This window comes from Antrihabitans cavernicola (assembly GCF_008297975.1).
Classification (GTDB): domain Bacteria; phylum Actinomycetota; class Actinomycetes; order Mycobacteriales; family Mycobacteriaceae; genus Antrihabitans; species Antrihabitans cavernicola.
The window spans coordinates 463,001-482,175 of sequence record NZ_VLNY01000002.1 but is presented as its reverse complement, the minus strand read 5'-3'; the positions used below and the strand labels follow the sequence as shown (position 1 = coordinate 482,175).

16 protein-coding genes are annotated in these 19,175 nt (G+C 64.2%); 9 read left to right on the top strand and 7 right to left on the bottom strand.

Translation table 11 applies throughout. The features are described from left to right. Positions 1-143: 143 nt before the first annotated feature. Positions 144-2,846: an MGH1-like glycoside hydrolase domain-containing protein gene (locus FOY51_RS06025; RefSeq protein WP_149429270.1), complete on the top strand. Its 2,703-nt coding sequence runs from the start codon at positions 144-146 to the stop codon at positions 2,844-2,846. 2 nt (positions 2,847-2,848) lie between these two features. Here the strand turns inward: FOY51_RS06025 and FOY51_RS06020 are convergent, their stop codons facing one another. After that, complete coding sequence (locus tag FOY51_RS06020; protein WP_149429269.1) at positions 2,849-4,681, bottom strand: acyl-CoA dehydrogenase; 1,833 nt, start codon at positions 4,679-4,681, stop codon at positions 2,849-2,851. An 85-nt stretch (positions 4,682-4,766) separates the two neighbouring features. On the opposite strand from FOY51_RS06020, the gene FOY51_RS06015 reads away from it, so the two are divergent. From FOY51_RS06015 to FOY51_RS06005, 3 genes are read left to right on the top strand one after another with little or no spacing between them, the layout of a single operon-like run. Next, positions 4,767-5,405 carry a TetR/AcrR family transcriptional regulator gene (locus FOY51_RS06015; RefSeq protein ID WP_149429268.1) on the top strand — a complete coding sequence of 213 codons (639 nt, stop codon included), beginning with the start codon at positions 4,767-4,769 and terminating at the stop codon, positions 5,403-5,405. A gap of 28 nt (positions 5,406-5,433) precedes the next feature. Then, positions 5,434-5,835 carry an SRPBCC family protein gene (locus tag FOY51_RS06010; protein ID WP_149429267.1) on the top strand — a complete coding sequence of 134 codons (402 nt, stop codon included), beginning with the start codon at positions 5,434-5,436 and terminating at the stop codon, positions 5,833-5,835. 9 nt (positions 5,836-5,844) lie between these two features. Then, positions 5,845-6,351, top strand: a complete 507-nt coding sequence (locus FOY51_RS06005; RefSeq protein WP_149429266.1) for a mycothiol transferase — start codon at positions 5,845-5,847, stop codon at positions 6,349-6,351. 164 nt (positions 6,352-6,515) lie between these two features. Here the strand turns inward: FOY51_RS06005 and FOY51_RS06000 are convergent, their stop codons facing one another. Next, positions 6,516-8,693 (bottom strand): glutamine synthetase III family protein, encoded by a 2,178-nt coding sequence (locus tag FOY51_RS06000; RefSeq protein ID WP_149429265.1) that lies wholly within the window; start codon positions 8,691-8,693, stop codon positions 6,516-6,518. A 152-nt stretch (positions 8,694-8,845) separates the two neighbouring features. Between FOY51_RS06000 and FOY51_RS05995 the strand changes: the two genes are divergently transcribed. Further along, a complete protein-coding gene (locus tag FOY51_RS05995) occupies positions 8,846-9,286 on the top strand; it encodes a DUF732 domain-containing protein (protein ID WP_149429264.1) in 441 nt (146 codons plus the stop codon). Positions 9,287-9,294: 8 nt separating this feature from the next. Here FOY51_RS05995 and FOY51_RS05990 read toward each other — a convergent pair whose 3' ends face one another. Together FOY51_RS05990 and FOY51_RS05985 are read right to left on the bottom strand one after the other, a co-directional pair. After that, entirely contained in the window at positions 9,295-9,732 is a 438-nt protein-coding gene (locus FOY51_RS05990) for a hypothetical protein (protein WP_149429263.1), read from the bottom strand. A 45-nt stretch (positions 9,733-9,777) separates the two neighbouring features. Next, positions 9,778-10,698, bottom strand: coding sequence for a LysR family transcriptional regulator (locus FOY51_RS05985; protein ID WP_149429262.1), 921 nt, complete (start codon positions 10,696-10,698; stop codon positions 9,778-9,780). A gap of 257 nt (positions 10,699-10,955) precedes the next feature. On the opposite strand from FOY51_RS05985, the gene FOY51_RS05980 reads away from it, so the two are divergent. The 3 genes from FOY51_RS05980 (at position 10,956) to FOY51_RS05970 (ending at position 14,655) form a co-directional block, all read left to right on the top strand. Further along, positions 10,956-12,149, top strand: coding sequence for a Glu/Leu/Phe/Val dehydrogenase dimerization domain-containing protein (locus tag FOY51_RS05980; RefSeq protein ID WP_149429526.1), 1,194 nt, complete (start codon positions 10,956-10,958; stop codon positions 12,147-12,149). 134 nt (positions 12,150-12,283) lie between these two features. Continuing rightward, positions 12,284-13,174: an alpha/beta fold hydrolase gene (locus tag FOY51_RS05975; protein ID WP_214633064.1), complete on the top strand. Its 891-nt coding sequence runs from the start codon at positions 12,284-12,286 to the stop codon at positions 13,172-13,174. Then, entirely contained in the window at positions 13,174-14,655 is a 1,482-nt protein-coding gene (locus FOY51_RS05970) for a flavin-containing monooxygenase (RefSeq protein WP_149429260.1), read from the top strand. The genes FOY51_RS05975 and FOY51_RS05970 overlap by 1 nt, the downstream gene beginning before the upstream one ends. Positions 14,656-14,721: 66 nt before the next feature. On the opposite strand, the gene FOY51_RS05965 is transcribed toward FOY51_RS05970, so the two are convergent. Beyond that, complete coding sequence (locus tag FOY51_RS05965) at positions 14,722-15,882, bottom strand: beta-ketoacyl synthase N-terminal-like domain-containing protein (RefSeq protein WP_149429259.1); 1,161 nt, start codon at positions 15,880-15,882, stop codon at positions 14,722-14,724. 170 nt (positions 15,883-16,052) lie between these two features. Between FOY51_RS05965 and FOY51_RS05960 the strand changes: the two genes are divergently transcribed. Further along, positions 16,053-17,792: a diguanylate cyclase domain-containing protein gene (locus tag FOY51_RS05960; protein WP_149429258.1), complete on the top strand. Its 1,740-nt coding sequence runs from the start codon at positions 16,053-16,055 to the stop codon at positions 17,790-17,792. A 21-nt stretch (positions 17,793-17,813) separates the two neighbouring features. Here the strand turns inward: FOY51_RS05960 and FOY51_RS05955 are convergent, their stop codons facing one another. Further along, positions 17,814-18,314, bottom strand: a complete 501-nt coding sequence (locus tag FOY51_RS05955) for a DUF4188 domain-containing protein (RefSeq protein WP_235916142.1) — start codon at positions 18,312-18,314, stop codon at positions 17,814-17,816. An 84-nt stretch (positions 18,315-18,398) separates the two neighbouring features. Further along, a complete protein-coding gene (locus FOY51_RS05950; RefSeq protein WP_149429257.1) occupies positions 18,399-19,175 on the bottom strand; it encodes an acetoacetate decarboxylase family protein in 777 nt (258 codons plus the stop codon).

Genomic DNA, 19,175 nt, shown 5'->3' with positions numbered 1-19,175 from the left:
GGACTCCATCGTCATTGTGCGGGGACGGGTTTCCCCGTACCGACAAGTGAACCAGCCGGGTACGACAAGAAGCTGTCGGTGAACTGAACTGCCGGGTCGGCGGTTGCTGAGCGAAGTCGCGCCGCATCCGTCAGGATGGCTGCGTGACGTCTGCCGAGCAGCACCGGTCCGCTGAACACGCCCGCCTCGCCGAGTCGCCCAAACCGGGCAGCCCGTGGCGCCAATGGGGCCCGTACGTGTCAGCCAGACAATGGGGAACTGTCCGCGAAGACTATTCGGCGGGCGGCGACGCATGGTCCTACCTGCCCTTCGAACATTCGCATCTGCGCGCATACCGCTGGGGCGAGGACGGCATCGCCGGCATCTGCGATCGCTACGGCTTTCTCAATCTCGGCGTTGCCGTGTGGAACGGCAAAGACCCCGTGATCAAGGAGCGCTTGTTCGGACTGACCAACAGCGAAGGCAATCACGGCGAGGACGTCAAAGAGTATTGGTGGGCATTGGATTCCACGCCAACGCATTCGTGGATGCAGACGCTCTATCGTTACCCGCACGCCGAGTATCCGTACGCGAGGCTGCGGGAGGAGAACGGTCGGCGCGGCCGCGAAGACCGTGAATACGAACTCGCCGACACCGGCGTCCTCGACGACGACAGGTTCTTCGACGTCACCGTCACCTACGCCAAGGCCGCACCCGACGACATCTGCATGGTCGTCGAGGTGACCAACCACGGACCGGACGCCGCTCCGTTGCATCTGTTGCCGCAGGTGTGGTTTCGGAACACGTGGGTGTGGGGCGGCGACGATCGCAAGCCGACTCTGCGCCGCATCGATCCGCCGGAACTTACTCCCCCGAACGTTCACGCCGTCGAATGCACGCACGCCTACCTCGGCAGGCTCTACGTCAGCGCCGAGGGAGTTGCGCACAAGACCCCGGACGTGCTGGTGTGCGAGAACGAGTCGAACGCCCAAGTCCTCTGGAATGCCGAAAATCGAGCGGCGACAACCAAAGACGGAATCAACCAGCGGGTGGTGCACGGCGATACCGCGGCCGTCGCCGCCGAAGGTCACGGCACCAAGGCGGCGTTCTGGTACGTCTTCGATTCGGTTGCACCGGGCGAAACCGTCACGGTCCGCCTGCGGATGTCGCCGAATCAGCCGAGTGACGACACCTTCGGCGCCGGATATGCCGCCGTGCTCGCCGATCGTCGCAGCGAATCGGACGAGTTCTACGCACATGTGTTGCCCGAGCGGCTGAACGAAGAAGATGCCTTCATCGCTCGTCGTGCGTTCGCCGGGCTCATGTGGGGCAAACAGATCTACCGCTACAACGTCGAGTCGTGGATCGAGGGTGATCCCGACGAACCGTTGCCGCCCGCCGAACGCGCAGATCGGCACGCGCGCAACGCAAGTTGGCGACACCTCGCGCTTGCCGACGTGATCTCGATGCCGGACGACTGGGAGTACCCCTGGTTCGCCGCATGGGACCTGGCATTCCACTGTGTCGCCATCGCGCACGTCGATCCAGATTTCGCGAAGGAGCAATTGCTCCTGCTGTGCCGCGAGTGGGCCATGCATCCCAATGGTCAACTGCCCGCCTACGAATGGTCGTTCGGCGACGTCAATCCGCCCGTCCATGCCTGGGCCGCGTGGCAGGTGTGGCTGATCGACGGAATGCGCGACCGCGACTTCCTGATTCGGATCTTCACCAAGCTCCTGCTGAACTTCGGGTGGTGGGTCAACCGCAAGGACATCGACAGCTCGTCGGTGTTCGAGGGCGGATTCCTGGGTATGGACAACATCGGCTTGTTCGACCGGTCCGCTCCCCTGCCGGACGGGTATCGCCTGGAGCAGTCCGACGCGACCAGCTGGATGGCGTTCTACTGCTTACAGATGCTGAAGATCTCGGTGGCACTGGCGCTCGAGGTGAAGGCATGGGACGAGTGCGCCACCAAGTTCCTCGAACACTTCCTGTCGATAGCACAGGCCATGCGCCGCTTCGGTTCTCACGACGTGACACTGTGGGACGAGGAGGACGGCTTCTACTACGACGTGATGGTGCGCCCCGACGGATCGTTCCAGCGGCTGCGAGTGCGCTCGATGGTCGGCCTGCTCCCCCTGCTCGCCGTTGCGCATGCGCCGGCGTGGACGGCGGAGCATCTCCCCGACTTCACCGCTCGCCTGCGCTGGCTACAGGCCCGCAGGCCCGAACTGGTCGAGGGCATCCTCGACCGATCGGGCACCGACGACAACCGCGCGCTCTTGTCGTTGATGGATCCGGATCGCACGGCCAAGGTGCTGACCCGATTGTTCGACGAGGGAGAGTTCCTGTCGCCCTTCGGAATTCGGTCGCTGTCCGCCTGCTACCGGGAACCCTATTCCACCGAGGTCAACGGCACCTGGATGGAGATCGACTATCAGCCGGGCGAATCGAAATCCAACATGTTCGGCGGCAACTCCAACTGGCGTGGACCGATCTGGTTCCCCGTCAACGTTCTGCTGGCCGACGCGTTGCGGGTGTACGACGACTACTTCGACGACCACACCAACACCTTCGAGATGCCTACCGGTTCCGGCAATCGTAAAACGCCCGCGCAGGCAGCCGAAGAAATCGATCAGCGGCTGGTGAACCTGTTCCGCAAGGGCCCGGACGGCAAGCGTCCAAGCGACGGCCATCGCGTCGAATCGACCACCGGACCGCTGTGGGACCACATCACGTTCTCGGAATACTTCGACGGCGACACCGGCGAAGGATTGGGCGCATCCCATCAGACCGGCTGGACCGCCTTGGTCGCGCACGTACTGTGCCGCAGGCAGCCGGGTGACAGCACCACTCGGAGAAGCTGAATTCAGAACGCCGCTTCGTCGAGCTCCATCACGTCGTTGTCGAGACCACTGAGGATTCCACGTACCGCGGTGAGTTCGGGTAGCACGTTCTTCGCGAAAAACGATGCGGCGGCGATCTTTCCCTCGTAGAACGCGGTGTCCTTACCTGCGCCGGCGTCCAGCGCGGCAAGTCCGACCTCGGCCTGCACGAGAAGCCGCCACCCGATCAGCAGATCGCCGACAGCGAGCAGAAAGCGCACCGAACCCAAACCCACCTTGTACAGCTCGGTGGGGGTCTGCTGGGCACCGATCAGATGCCCGGTCAGTGTCGCGGCCATCGCCTGGACGTCGTCGAGCGCCGTGCCGAGCAGCGCACGCTCGGTCTTCAACCGGCCGTTCCCGCCATCGGCGTCGACGGTGGCGCGGATCTGGCCCGCGATGTGCGCCAACGCAACACCGCGATCGCGAGCGATCTTGCGGAAGAAGAAGTCCTGCGCCTGAATGGCGGTGGTGCCTTCGTAGAGACTGTCGATCTTCGAATCCCTGATGTACTGCTCGATCGGATAGTCCTGCAGAAAGCCCGAACCGCCGAAGCACTGCAACGACTCGGTGAGCAACTGGTAGGCGCGCTCGGATCCGACGCCCTTGACGATCGGCAGCAGCAGGTCGTTGACGCGGAAGGCCAGATCTTTGTCGGCGCCCGAAACATGCTGGGCGACAACCTCGTCCTGATGCGCCGCGGTGTAGAGATACACGGCGCGCAACCCTTCGACGTAGGCCTTCTGCAGCATCAACGAGCGTCGAACATCGGGATGATGTGTGATAGTCACCCGCGGCGCGGACTTGTCCGCCAACTGAGTGAGATCTGCGCCCTGCACCCGAGACTTTGCGTAGTCGAGTGCGTTGAGGTAGCCGGTCGACAAGGTGGCGATGGCTTTGGTACCCACCATCATTCGCGCTTCCTCGATGACCTTGAACATCTGGGCGATGCCGTTGTGCACATCACCCACCAGCCAGCCCTGCGCGGGAACGCCGTGACCACCGAAAGTCAGTTCGCAGGTCGCGGACGCTTTCAGACCCATCTTGTGCTCGACGTTGGTCACGAAAGCACCATTGCGCTCACCGATTTCCAGGGTGTCGGTGTCGAACAAATACTTCGGAACCAGAAACAGGCTCAGCCCCTTGGTACCCGGCTGGGCACCCTCCGGCCGAGCGAGCACCGGATGCAGGATGTTCTCGAACAGATCGTCCGAGTCGGCGGAGGTGATGAAACGCTTCACTCCCTCGATATGCCACGACCCGTCCGGCTGCTGAATTGCCTTGGTGCGTGCAGCGCCGACATCGGAACCGGCGTCGGGTTCGGTGAGCACCATCGTCGCGCCCCAATTGCGGTCGATCATCTTGCCTGCCCAGCGACGCTGCTCCTCGTTGCCGATCTCGTTGACGATGTCGGCCATCACCGGGCCGGTGAGGTACATGTACGCAGCGGGTTGCGCGCCGAGAACGAACTCGCTGATCGACCACTTGAGCATCGAGGGTGCTGGCACACCGCCGACCGCGTCGTCGATCCCGACCCGGAACCATTCGGCGTCCTGCCACGCGCGGAACGACCGCTTGAACGGCTCGGGCAGACGCACGGAATGGGTCTCGGAATCGAACGTCGGTGGATTGCGATCTGTGTCGGCGAACGCGTCCGCCAGCGGCCCCTCCGCCAGTCGGGCCGCCTCGCCGAGCATCGTCCGGGCCGTTTCGGCGTCCAGATCACCGAAAGCACCCGATTCGAGCACTTCACCGAGACCGAGCACCTCGAAGAGATTGAACTCGATGTCGCGAACGTTTGCCCGATAGTGGCCCACTGTTATGTCCCTTCGCCAGCGTCGGCGGTCAATATAACACCCGTGATACCGGTTGTAATAGCACTCGTCATGGCAAGCTGGACCGGTGAGCGACGACATGCGGACCCGACTGCTGGACAGCGGCGCGCGGCTGTTGGCCGAGCAGGGGCCGACAGCATTGACTACAAGGCGGGTCGCCTCCGACGCCGACACCTCGACCATGGCGGTCTACACACACTTCGGTTCGATCAACGAGTTGGTTCGCGCAGTCGTCGACGACGGATTCGCGCGACTGGCGGCCATGGTGGCCGCTGCGCAGCGAACCGTCGATCCGATCGGCGATCTGTTTGCACTGACGATTGTCTACGTCGAATACGCCCGGCTGAACCCGAATCTCTACTCGGTCATGTTCGGCACGGCCTCCCTCGGCCCCTTTCGCCGCACCACGGACGAAGAGCTTGCGACCGGCCGCAGGGAGGTCTTCGACGACTTCGTCGAAGCCTGCGGTAGAGCCGTTGCCGACGGCCGGTTCACCAACGGCGACGCTTGGGTGATCGCGCACCAATGGTGGTGCGCCGTGCACGGCTACACCATGCTCGAGCTGGCCGGCTACGTTCGCCCGCAGGCCAGCGTCGTCAAAGTTCTGGTCCCGGTGCTCGAAAATCTCATCGTCGGGCTCGGCGACGAGCGATCCGCCGCGGCCACATCGATCGCTGCCCGGCTGAGCGCGGTCGCCAGTTCCTGAACACCGGCTGATTGGGTAATCCGGTGCAATGACCCGTTCCTATTCAGCAGACTCCACCGCCACCGCCGCCGAAACCTGGTCGCTGGTGTCCGAGCCTGCGCGCTGGCCCGAGTGGGCACCGCACATCCGGGGCGCATGGGGCTTGGGCACGCCGGAGGTGCAGGCGGGACAGCGAGGTGCAGCGCGGCTGCTGTGGGTTGTACCGGTGCCCGCGCTGGTCTCGGCGAAATCCGAGCACCGATCGTGGAGCTGGCAAGTGGGACCGGTGACACTCGATCACGAAGTGACGCCGCTCCCGTCGGGCTCCCGAATCACGATGACGATCTCCGCACCCGGACCGATCGAAGGCGTGCTCGCCGCGACCTACGGCCCGGTCGTCCAGCTCCTGGTGCGCCGACTGGCGCGGATCGCAGAGGAGCTATCTAGGTAGCCTCGAGACATGGACCAGGGAGCAGTACTCGCAGACGCATTCGATCGCATCCAGCAAACCGTCCACGCGGCGCTTGCCGATGTACCCGACGACGCATTGACCTACAGAATCGACGGCGACGCGAACACCATTGCATGGCTCGTGTGGCACCTGACGCGCGTGCAGGACGATCACGTCGCAGGCGTCGCGGGGACCGAGCAGGTGTGGACCGCCGACGGGTGGAACGACAGATTCGACCTGCCTTTCCCCACTGGCACAATCGGATACGGGCAGACGTCGGACGACGTGGCCGCGGTGCAGGTCGGCGCCGACCTGCTGCTCGGCTATCACGACGCCGTCCACGACCGCACCGTCGAGTACGTTCGCACACTGGGCGCCGACGACCTTGACCGCGTCGTCGACGACAACTGGGATCCGCCGGTCACGCTCGGTGTTCGACTGGTCAGCGTGGTCTCCGACGATCTCCAGCACATCGGCCAGGCCGCCTACATCCGCGGTGTGTACGAGCGTCGGTAGTGTCCTGAGTCGGAAGTTCGGCGCGGGTTTGCGGTGATCCAGGCGGATGCATCGGAAGGCGGAGGAGAGGCAAGTAGCGGTGTTCTACCTGGCTTTCCGACAACGCGGCGAGGCGCCGCCTGGGCGCCGGAAACTGCGCCATGACTTCCGACTCAGGACACTATCTACAGAATGAACAGCATTTCCTGATAGGTCGGCAACGGCCATAGATCGTCGGCGACGATGCTCTCCAGCGCGTCCGCCGCGGTTCGCACGTCGGCCATCGCAGGCAGCAGCACCGTTCCGGCATGCGTGGCTTCGGCGAGTGCGCTGTCTCCCGCGTGATCGGCGAGCGCCGCCTTCAACGTCGCAAGCGCAGCACGCAGTGCGGCGATCGGTGCGCTCACCTCGTCGAGCGGTGCGGTATCGGCTTCGACGCCAACGGCTTTCAGCGCGCCGATGTTGGTGGCGACCTCGGTCTGATGGCGAACAGCTGCGGGCAGCACCTGCGTGCTACCGATCTCCAGCGTCAACCTGGCCTCGACACCGATGGTGAGCGCGTACTGCTCCAGCCCGATCTCGTAGCGGCTGTGCATCTCACGGTGATTGAACACCTTGTACCTCTCGAACAGCTCCATCGACTCGTCGGTGATCAGCTCGGGCAACGCGTCGAGCGTGGTGCGCAGGTTCGGCAGGCCGCGCGACTCTGCCTCGATCTGCCAGTTGTCCGAGTAGCCGTCGCCGTTGAAGACGACTGCGCCGTGATCGGTGATGATCTCGGTGAGCAAGTTCTGCACCGCGGTGTCGAAGTCCTCCCCCGCCTCGACTGCCGTCTCCAGTTGTGTCGCAATGTGATCGAGCGCTTCGGCCATGATCGTGTTGATGGTGACGATCGGCTCGTTGACGGTCTGCATGGAACCGGGCGCGCGGAATTCGAAGCGGTTGCCGGTGAAGGCGAACGGGCTGGTGCGGTTTCGATCGCCGGGGTCGGTGGGCAGGATCGGCAGCGTGTCGACGCCGATCATCATGGTGCCTTTGTCCTTCGACGACGTCGCCGCGCCCTTGGCGATCTGATCGAAGACGTCGGCCAGCTGGTCGCCGAGGAAGATCGAGATGATCGCGGGCGGTGCCTCGTTGGCGCCGAGCCGGTGATCGTTGGTGGCCGATGCCACCGAAACCCGAAGCAGCCCAGCGTATTTGTGCACGGCACGAATGACGGCGGCACAGAAGACCAGGAACTGGGCGTTGTCGTGCGGGTTGTCGCCGGGAACCAGCAGACTACCCAACTCGGAGTTGCCGAGCGAGAAGTTGACGTGCTTGCCGGATCCGTTGACGCCGTCGAACGGCTTCTCGTGGAACAGGCAGGCCATGCCATGCTTCTTCGCGATGGTCTTGAAGGTGGTCATCAGCAACTGCTGGTGATCGGCGGCGATGTTGCCGCGCTCGAACATCGGCGCGATCTCGAACTGGCCGGGCGCGACCTCGTTGTGCCTGGTCTTGGCGGGAATTCCGAGTTTGAACAGCTCGCGCTCGGTGTCCATCATGAAGCCGAGAACGCGCTCCGGGATGGCACCGAAGTAATGGTCGTCGAACTCCTGCCCCTTGGGCGGCTTCGCGCCGAACAGGGTGCGACCGGAGTTCAGCAGATCGGGACGGGCCAGGAAGAAGTGCCGGTCGACCAGAAAGTACTCCTGCTCGGGGCCGCAGAACGAGACGACGTGCTCCGGACTCTCGTGGCCGAACAGCTTCAGGATGCGCTCGGCGTGCTCCCCCATCGCCTGCTGCGAACGCAGCAGTGGCGTCTTGTGATCGAGGGCCTCACCGGTCATCGACACGAACACCGTCGGGATACAGAGCGTGTTGCCGTTCGGGTTCTCCAGAACGTAGGCCGGACTGGTGACGTCCCATCCGGTGTAGCCACGAGCTTCGAACGTGTTGCGCAGGCCGCCGTTCGGGAAGCTCGATGCGTCGGGCTCGCCCTGGATCAGCGTCTTGCCCGCGAACTCGGCGAGGGTGGAACCGTCCGCGACGGGTTCGAGGAAGCTGTCGTGCTTCTCCGCGGTCAGACCGGTGAGCGGGTAGAAGACGTGCGCGTAGTGCGTCGCACCCTTCGCCAGCGCCCAGTCCTTCATGGCTGACGCGACGGCATCGGCGACCATCGGGTCGAGCTTCTTCCCGTGCTCGATCGTCGCGATCACCGACTTGTACACGGACTTGGGCAGCCGCTTCTGCATCACGACCTTGTTGAAGACGTTCTCGCCGAACACATCGCCGGGCGCCTCGTCGTCGGTGTAGCTGACGGCCGGCGGGACGTAGGCTTCGACATCCTTGATCGCCTGCAGGCGAACCGCGTTTCCACTCATCTGCACTACCCCTTGACCAGGCCGTTGGTTACGCAATCGTCGCGCAACCGAATGGGCGAACCATACGAACCTGCCGTGGCGAGAACGTTTCGTCGCTGTGACCGCTGCGAGTCGGCCGTCGAGGAAGTTTTCTCGGCTGGCACACTTTGCGTGTGGTCAGACGAAAGATTTTTGCTGTCGCCGTCCTTGCTGCAGCGGTAGCGGGGTGCTCCTCGAACAACGATTCGCCGGCAGCCGCCCCGTCCAGCGCACCGATCTCCTCGCGCGCCGCCGCTGCGCCGACAACGGTCGAGAAGACATCGGCGCCCGCACCGTCCGAGGAAACAGACGAAGCCGCGGCTCCGACAGAAGACACCACCCAGGCCATGACTCCGGAAGCCGACTTCCTGAAGGCACTTCCGCAGGCGGGTGTTCCCGTCCGCGACGTGGAATCGGTCTACGGAACAGGTCAACGCATCTGCAAGGCCGTCAACGCGGGCAAGTCCGACGACGATGCCGCAAAGTTCGGCGTCGATGAGCAGCAGTGGACCGAAGAGCAGGCCAAAACCGCTGTCTCCATTGCGAAGCGCGGTATGTGCGCCGGCGGCAATTGAGCCCCGTTCTACAGGAAGCTGTACCAGTCGCGGGCCAATTGGAAACTGTGATCGCCTGCTGAGCAGAACAGGTAGTCGGAGGTGCTGTAGCACTCGACACCACCGACCCCTGTGGTCTCGTCGTAGTCGAGGACCGGAGCGGTCGGGTCCGCGACGGTGTCACCCGCGCAGATGAACCGAGCACCGTCGGCGTCGAGAACGACGGAATGGCCGAAGCCTGATGCACCGCAGCCGCCGTCGGGCTCCTGGGGCGGCGTGAAGGTGTAGTCGACGATGTCGCAACGAACTTGCGAGCCATCGAAGATCTGGCAGGAGATGTTGCCCGACGGGGACTGGAAGTGGTCGTAGTCGAACTGCGGGCCACCCGGGTGCGCTTGGGCAGGGCCTGCAAAGACTGCGGCGGCGAGGGCGGTGGTGGCTGCTGCTGCGATCAGTGTGTATTTCATGAACAAAGAATGCGGACCGGCGCTTACAGCGACCTTATCGAGCGCTTACATCGACGGGTCCGCTGCCAGACCCAGTTGTCGCGCCGCACCGGCGACCGCCCCTATAACCAATTGCAGCGAGGCTCGGGGTTCGCTGGAGGCCCGATACGCCACCCAGACGGTGCGGTGGAAATCGTCGGCGAGTTCGACGATGTAGCTGCCTGGAGGAAGCAGCCGTAAGCCCAGATCCGACACCAGCGTGACACCGAGTCCGGACACCACCATCGCCAACGCTGTTGCCTGCTCCTCGACCTCGTGACCGATCTTGGGGTCGAATCCCGCGTGATGACAGGCCCGACGAACCGCTCGTCCGAACTGGGACCGCGGGCCCGCAAGTATCCATTGCCGATCCGCCAAGTCGGCGAGTGCGACCACGTCGCCGAGCTCCGATCCGGGCGGGAGGGCAACGTGCATGCGCTCGACAGCAACGATCTGGCGATTGAGCGCAGGATCCCATTCCAGCGGAGTGTTCGAGTACTCGATGACGAACGAGAGATCGAGTGCGCCGTCGCGAACGGCATCGGCGGTGTCTTCTGGCGCAAGCTCTTTCGTTCGCAGCTCGATCCCGGGATGCGCCTCGGACAGCGCCGTCAGCGCCGTCGGCAACAGCCCGGCTGCGACGGATGCCCACACGCCCGCGGTCAGCCGTGCCGAGACCCCTCCCTGCGCCGCCTCCATCGCAACGCCCGCACGCTCGACCGATGCCAAGATCTCCTCTGCATGCTCGGCGAGGACCACCCCTGCTTCGGTGAGGACCATGCGTCGTCCCAGCTTTTCGAAGAGCGGGGTGCCCGCGTCGCGCTCGAGTAGCGTGAGCTGCTGCGAGACCGCCGAAACCGTGTAGCTGAGCGACTGCGCCGCAGCGGTAACAGTGCCCCGACGTCGCAGCTCACGGAGCAGCTTCAGCCGATGCAGCGACAACTCCATGCCGCCACGATAGGACTTTCGCACGGTGTCCGCCGCGAACACTCCAGTGTTGCTGAACGAACAAATCCAGGAACTGTTACTGGACGCGAACCATCGCTCGCCCTCATTGTGGGGATCACCGGTTGCTTCCAACGATCGCAAGTCGCCGGCTACTGACACACGGCGCTCGTGCCGGATGCCCTACCCGGGCGTGGTTCCGGCTTCGACGAACTTCAGGAGGCATCGAAGTGACGATTGCGGATCACCCCACCAGTAGGATGACCAACACCGACACCCAACACGTCACGGCCCCCGCGTCGCATCACGAACCCGTCATGCGCATCGAGTGGACCGACGCAGTAACCGGTGCCCGCGGCTACCTCGTCGTCGATACCTTGGTGGCCGACATGGCCACCGGTGGCACCCGAATGCGCAAGGGCTGCACCATGACCGAGGTCGAAGACCTGGCGCGCGGGATGTCGAACAAGACCGCGACCTTCGATCTGCCGATCGGCGGCGCCAAGGGTGGAATCGATTTCGATCCGAAGGATCCCGGTGCCGTCGGTGTGCTCACCCGCTTCTGCGAGGCGATGCGGCCATTCCTGGATCGGCACTGGGTGACCGCGGAAGATCTTGGGGTCCCGCAACATCTCATCGATGACGTCTTCGATCACCTGGGCATGCGTCAGTCGTATCACGCCGCGATCGAGCGTTCGGTCGACCCCGAGGCCACCACCGAACGGGTGATGGCGGGTCTCAACGCCCAGGCACGCGGCGGTCTGCTCGGCGATGTGATCGGCGGCTACGGCGTCGCGTGCGCGTGCCTCGCGGCCGCCGAGCACTGGGGTTGGGCGGTCACCGGCACCACCGTCGCCGTCCAGGGCATCGGAACGATGGGCGGCGGCGCGGCCTGGTATCTGCACGACGCGGGTATGAAGATCGTCGCCGTTGCGGACGCCATGGGAACTCTCTACGACCCGGACGGCCTCGACATCCCGGCATTGCTGGACACGCGCAACGCGTACGGCGAGATCGATCGTGAGCTCCTTCCCGCTCACGTCCAGCAGCTCGCGCGTGACTCCGTCATCACGACGCCAGTGGACATATTGGTACCGGCAGCGGTGTCCTACGCGCTGACCGGCGCGAACTGCGCGACGGTGAACGCCAAGGTGGTGGTCGAGGCCGCCAACGCCGCGACCACACCCGACGCCGAACTCGACCTGACCTCGCGGGGCATCGCCGTGATCCCCGACTTCGTCGCGAATGCAGGCGCTGTCGCATGGGCGTGGTGGTTGCTGCTCGGCTACGTCGGTGACCGGCCCGACGACTCGTTCGACCGGCTGCGCGACGTGATGACCACCAAAGTCACCGGTCTGCTGGCAACCTGGGACCCCGAGTTCGGGCCGCTTCGGTGGATCGCTACCTCGGCTATGAACCGGAACCGCGTCGGTACGGAGATCTACATCCCCTGACGATGTGATGCGCTTCACATGTGATCGGCGCCATGACGCTCATCTCGATACGTGTGATGACTGGACACAGGTACTTGGCGGTGCCATTCTCCTTTGAGGAACAACGGTGTTCCGCTGAGGAACTGGAGCGAGTTGTGAGTACGCGAACTACCGCCACCGTCACGAGGCTCGACGACGCGACGATCAGGCCGGAGCGCAAGCGCACCGATCGGCTTGCCTACGAGCGCACAGGTTCGGGCGAGCCGCTCGTTCTGGTTCACGGAATCGGCCACCGACGTCAGGGCTGGTATCCGGTGCTGGACCGGCTGGCCGAAGAACGCGATGTGATCCTGGTGGACCTCCCCGGTCACGGCGACTCACCCGACCTGATCACCGACGGTCGTCCGGTCCTCGACATCGTGCGGGAGCAGTTCCAGGATCTCTTCGCCGACTTGAACGTTCACCGACCCCACATCGCGGGTAACTCGCTCGGCGGTCGAGTCGCACTCGAACTCGCGAGCGAAAACATGGTTCGCAGCGTGACAACCCTTGCCCCAGCAGGTTTTTGGCGCAACGATCTCGATTTCACCTACATCCGAACCCTGTTCGCGACGATGACCAGCGCAAGCGAGTACAGCCAGTCCGTCGCACCTCGCCTCGCGCGGACTCGCGCCGGACGTGTCGCTATGTTCTCCTGGTTGACTGCCCGACCTGCATCGATCGATCCGGACGCCGCGCTCGGCGACTTCCGTGGATTGCTCCGGGCGCGACCGGCCTTGCGGACGATCATGGGCGAAGCAGTTCCGTTCGATCGGCCGATCGCCGACGACATCCCGATCACCATCGCGTGGGGAACGCGCGATCAAGTTCTGCGGCCGTACCAGGCGACGCGCGCACGCAAAGCGATGCCGGCGGCGACGCACGTCCGCCTCGACCGTTGCGGGCACGTGCCGATGTCGGACAACCCGGAACTGATCGCCGATGTGATACTCGAAGGCAGCGGCGGCGTGGCGTCATCGCTGATCGAACGGACGGAGTCGGCCTGATGACCACAACGGATTTCGACATCTTGATCATCGGCGCCGGCATCTCGGGGATCGGTACCGCGTGTCACTTGAAGCGTGAGAAGACCGGCAAGACTTACGCAATTCTGGAGCGGCGCAACGCAATCGGCGGGACCTGGGATCTATTCCGGTACCCGGGGATTCGCTCCGATTCCGACATGTACACCTTCGGCTACCACTTCCGACCGTGGCACGGGACCAAGATCCTCGCCGACGGAACGAGCATCCGCGAGTACATCAAGGCGACGGCCGACGAGTACGGCGTCACCGAGAACATCCGATTCGGCCGCAAGGTCGTCCGGGCGGATTGGTCGTCCGCGGACGGCATCTGGACCGTCGAGGCGTTCGACGAAACGACCGGGAATTCCGAGACGTACACCAGCAAATTCCTCGTCGGAGCCACCGGCTACTACAACTACGACGAGGGCTTTCGCCCGACTTTCCCGGGCGAAGACGATTTCGCCGGCGACATCGTTCACCCGCAGCACTGGCCCGAAGATCTCGATTACACAGGCAAACGCGTCGTCGTGATCGGCAGCGGGGCGACCGCGATCACCTTGGTCCCCGCCATGGCGGGCGATGCCGCATCGGTGACCATGCTGCAGCGATCGCCCACCTACATTCTCCCGTTGCCTGCGGAAGACCCGGTTGCGGGAAATCTCAAGCGCCTCCGACTTCCGCAGTCGGCGATCTACAAAGCAGGCCGGGCACGCAACATCGCCCTGCAGCGCGGCCTTTTCGAACTGTCCCGCAACGCACCCGCGGTTGCGCGCAAGTTCATCTTGAGCATGGTGCGCGCGCAAGTGGGACCCGATATCGACATGAAGCACTTCACGCCGTCGTACAACCCGTGGGACGAGCGACTCTGCGTCGTGCCCAGAGCCGATCTGTTCAAGGCGCTCCGAAAAGGCACGGCATCGATCGTCACCGACCACATCGAGAAGTTCACCGAGACGGGCATCGACCTGAAATCTGGTGAGCACCTGGACGCCGACATCATCGTGGCCGCAACGGGTTTGCAGCTTCAGATAGCCGGTGGCATGCAGATGACTGTCGACGGCAATCCCGTCGACACGCGTGAGCATGTCATCTACAAGGGCGTGCTGCTGGACGGTGTGCCGAACGCGATGTTCGTCCTCGGCTACACGAACGCATCGTGGACACTCAAGGCCGACATCGCGGCCGAATACTTCTGTCGCCTCCTCTCACATATGGACAAAGCCGGTTACACGCAGGTGGTCGCTACCGCCGACTCTCATGACAGGTCCAAGGAATCGGTGATGGGTGACGCGCTGAAATCGGGTTACATCAAGCGCGGCGATGCGGTGTTGCCCAGGCAGGGCACTCGGAAGCCGTTCATGGTTCTCAACGACTATTACCGCGATGCACCGCAGTTGCGGCACGGCAAGATCGACGACGACGCGCTGCATTTCTCGACGGGGGTCGCCGCAGCGCGCGTGTAGCAGGTCGTCCATGCCGCCGCTCCACCCCGGAAGCGACGATGTCGCCGCATCCGGGGTGGCTTGCTGTCAGCCTGCAGGTTCCAGCACGAGGACGGCGTTGTGGCCACCCATCCCGAGCGAGGACTTGAGCGTGATCCCGTGGGTGGCCGGCGTCGAACCGTCGAGCAGCCGCGGGTGGGCGTTGGCAACGATGGGCGGTGCCGGGATCACCCCGCGATCGTGACTCAACGCCGTCGCCGCGATCTCGACGGCAGCGGCAGCGGCCTGGCAATGTCCCGCAAGGGGTTTCACCGAATAGATGTGCGCGGACTCCGGCAGCAGAGTGTCGAGGATCTCGGCTTCGGCGCCGTCGCACTGCTGAGTCCCCGGCCCGTGGGCATTGAGATACGCCACCTGACCGAAGTCGATGCCGGCGTTGGCAACCGCATCCTCGAAGCAGGCTCGCACCTGCGTCAACGCGGGATCGACCGACGTGACGTGGAAACCGTCGTGTGACATCGCCCCGCCCAGAACGTTCGTGTAGCCGCCGCCGGGCCTGCGCGACAGTACGTACGCGACGGCTGCCTCCCCGAACGTGAAACCGCGGCTGCCCTCTTGGAACGGCCTGCACGCATTCAGCGGTTCCGCGTCGGTGACAGCCACCCCGAGCCGCACGAACTGCGACACGATCTGTGGTGTTGCGGACAGGTCGGTCGTGACGAAGACGACGTCGTCGACAACGTCCGCATCGAGCCACGCTTTTGCGGTCAGCATGCCGGCACTCCCGGACGTGCACATGGCCGACACGTTCATCGCGGGACCGTGAAACCCGAACTCGCGCATGAGCATCGAGACGGGGGTAGACGGCACCAGTCCCAGATAGTCGCGGACGGACAGCTTCGCGCCTGCTTCGGAGCTGAACGACTGCCACAACTCGGGGTCACCCAACACCACCGCGTGCAGCAACCCGACTCGACGTCCCGGTCGCCAGCCCCGCTGCCGGGCGTCGTCGATGGCTTCGCGCGTCGCCCAACGCATCGCGCGAGCGAATCGGGTCGACCCGTCTGCGGCATCACCCCCCTCGGGCACCCGGACCACCCAACCGGAGTCGGTGTCGCCGACACCGTAGCCACCGGTCAGAACGGCTGCGGGCTTACCGGACGACAGCCCGTCCCACAGGTGCTCGCGACCCCACCCGTAGCCGGTGACCGCGCCGATACCGGTGATGCCTACTTTGCTTGGACTCATGATCGTCTTCCTTTTGCGTTGGCGTCTGAGCGCCCTGCGCCCGAATCGGGCATGACACCTTTGATTAACCACCGCTTACGTCGACAGCTCAAATGAATGCGGATCGACGACCTCGAAGTCGGCCGACGGTGGTGTAATTGGCGAGACACATTCCATAGGGGGATGCCTGAGTGGAGAACGACACGTCCGGGGTAGCGCCGGAGATAGACGGCGTCGCCGCCACGAGTTCGGCCGATGCGAACGCGCTGGTCGCGCTCGCCGAGCGGTATCGGTTGCTCGTGGAACTGAGTCCCGACGCCATCGTCGTCCACGAAAACGGGCGGGTCGTGTACGTGAACCCCGCCGGTGTTCGCTACTCCCGGGTGGCCTCGGCGACCGACCTCATCGGCCGACCGATCACCGACTTCGTCCACCCCGACTCGATCCCCGGAATGGTCGAGCGAATCTTGGCACTCACAGCCGAGGGAGACGCCTCGGAGCCCTCGGAGGCCGTGATGCTGCGCGGCGACGGCGAGCCGATCGAATCCGAGGTCGTGTCGGTACGCACAGTCTGGGACGGACGACCGGCGTTTCAGGTCATCATGCGCGACATCACGGCGCAGAAAGCGGCGGACGCCGCACTGCGATTCCAGGCCGCGCTCGTCGATCACGTCAGCGATGCCGTCATCGCAGTCACCACCGACGGCATCGTCGAAACCTGGAACAGCTCCGCCGAACGAATCTACGGTCGCACGTCGGAAGCGGCCGTCGGATCCAGGATCGAGAACTGTGTCGGCGCCGCGGTGGACCCGAAAGCGATAGTTGCGCTCGGCGGTACCGTCGACGCGGTCCATCACCGCCGCAACGGTGACACCGTGGACGTCCGCGTGTCGGTAGCGTCGACCGGCTCCGGTTTTGTCGTGATGTGCGCCGACGAAACCGCCGGAAGGCGGGCGGACCAGCGTTTCCATAGCGTGGTGTCGACGCTGCACGAAGGAGTCATCGTCGTCGGACCCGACGAGACGATCGAGCTGGCGAACCCCGCCGCCATCAGGTTGCTCGGCCTCGCGGACGGTGCCGTTCCCGGCGCGTCGATACACGATGTGGCGTTCCACACAACGTCGAGCGAACGCCGCGACGGTGTAGTCGACCCGGTCTTGTTGGCACTGCGTACAGGTCGCTCGTGCGACGGCACCGTTGTCCGGTTACGGCGTTCCGACTCCGATCTGTGGCTTTCGGTGAGTTGTCGCGCGCTCGATCCCGGCGAGCCCCATTCCTCCGTCGTCGTGTCCTTCGCCGACGTCACCACGCAACACACCATCGCCGAACGGCACCGATACGACGCCACCCACGATCCGTTGACCGGACTTGCCAACCGGGCAGGCATCATCGCCTATCTCGACGACCCGACGCGCTGCGCGGACGACGCCCGCATCGTCGTCAACTTCATCGACCTCGACAACTTCAAAGCCATCAACGATTCCCGCGGGCACCTCGTCGGAGACGAGGTCCTCTGCATAGTCGGGCAACGGCTGAGAAGCGCTGTGCGCAACAACGACCTGGTCGGTCGACTCGGCGGCGACGAGTTCGTCGTGATCAGCCGATCGGACCCCGGCGACCCGTCGATCAGAGCCCAAGCCGACCGCCTCCGAACGATCCTCGGCCAATCCATCACGATCGACGGCGAGGACCTACACGTCGACGCCAGTGTCGGAATCACCACCGCCACAACCGAAGACGAGCGATCCAGCCTCGATCTGCTGCGCGATGCGGATACGGCGCTCTACAGCGCCAAATCAGCTGGCCGCGCACAGCACGCGATGTTCAGCGTCGAACTTCGCGACGATCTGCATCGCCGCCGTCGGTTCGACAACGATTTCCGAGACAACGACTTCCGCGACGACGACGGCGACGCTCGCGCTGCTCGGTAGTTCGCGGTCACATCGCGTTGGTCAATAGGGTTCGACAACCGGTTCGTCTGCGACCGTCGCATCTATCCGGGTGGCAGCGCTTTGCCCTCTGTTCCGCACCGGCCCGTGGCCGCCCGCCGCGGCGAGACCGAAGACGGGCATGTTGCCGTAGATCGCCTCGTATTCGTTGGCGCGGACCTTGTACGTCTCGTGCCAGATCCCGACCTCACCGGAGTCGCGGACGGCCCGATTGAACTTTCGCCACGGTTCGAGATGCGGTAGATCCTTGTCACGGGCGAAGCGGTTGAGCGAGTCGAAATCGCGCCAGTACTGCACCAGTAGCGTGGTGCGCCCGAACCACTGCTGGTAGCCCAGGCAGCCGATCTCCGGATGCTGGTCGAGAACGCGCAGCATCTTGGGCATCGCGACTGCCACAGGCCACCACTGACGGACTTTCATTGGATTGTTGAGTCGCATTCCGATGAGGAAGACGACAAAATCGCCGTCGATGTCGGCGGTGAATCGGCCGGGATACACAGTCACGTTCGAAACTCCTTCACGTCGGCTCGACACGAATGAGCTTTGCACCGATGTGCCGCGGTCGCCAGATGCGAGAGTGCCGAGCTTTCAGAGGATGCGTGGACGCAGTCTGGTCGCGGCGAAGAGCGGGGTGTAGGGGCGGACCGGTAGCGGAGGTATCGGGCCGCTGTGCAGATCGACACGGTGCAGGCGCGCGTCGAGTACGCGTCCGATACCCATCTGATCGAGTGGATCGCGTTCGGAGCCACCGATCTGCAGTTCGAAATCCTCGATCTGACGAACCTCGATCACCTTTTCCTTGGGCGTGAACGCAACCAGGAACGAGGGGAACAATCCACTGAGCCCGACAACGTTGCGATGCGGACGGGCCAGGATCGGTGGCGGCTCTGTGATGACGTCGCCGAGCCGACCACGCATGTCGACGAGCTTCGTCCCGCGCCTGCCTGCGACGGCTTGGATATCGGAATCGCCCAACTGCCAGTCGATTTCACCGAGCTTCTTGGGGTAGCCGAGCAACTCGCGACCCAGTATCAGCGCAACATCGTCGTCGAGGATCATCCACGGACAGTGGATGCCGGTGCCCTGCACGGTGTCGATGTGCACGAACAGCCCGGCTTCGTGATACACCGAGCCGTAGTTGCAGTCGGGAAAGAATGCGGTGAACAAATCGGCGCGCGGCGACCCGGTCAGAGTGACTCCAGCGGGTAGCCACTGCTTCATCTTGGCCGGATCGATTTCCACAGTGGCGCTGAAGTAGTGGGCGTCTCGATAGAGGCTGCGCCGGACATCCCCGATCTTCCAGGTGCGACGCAAGTCCGCCGCGAGCGATCGGCCGTCGGTCCGCGTGTTGGGTTCCCAACCCAT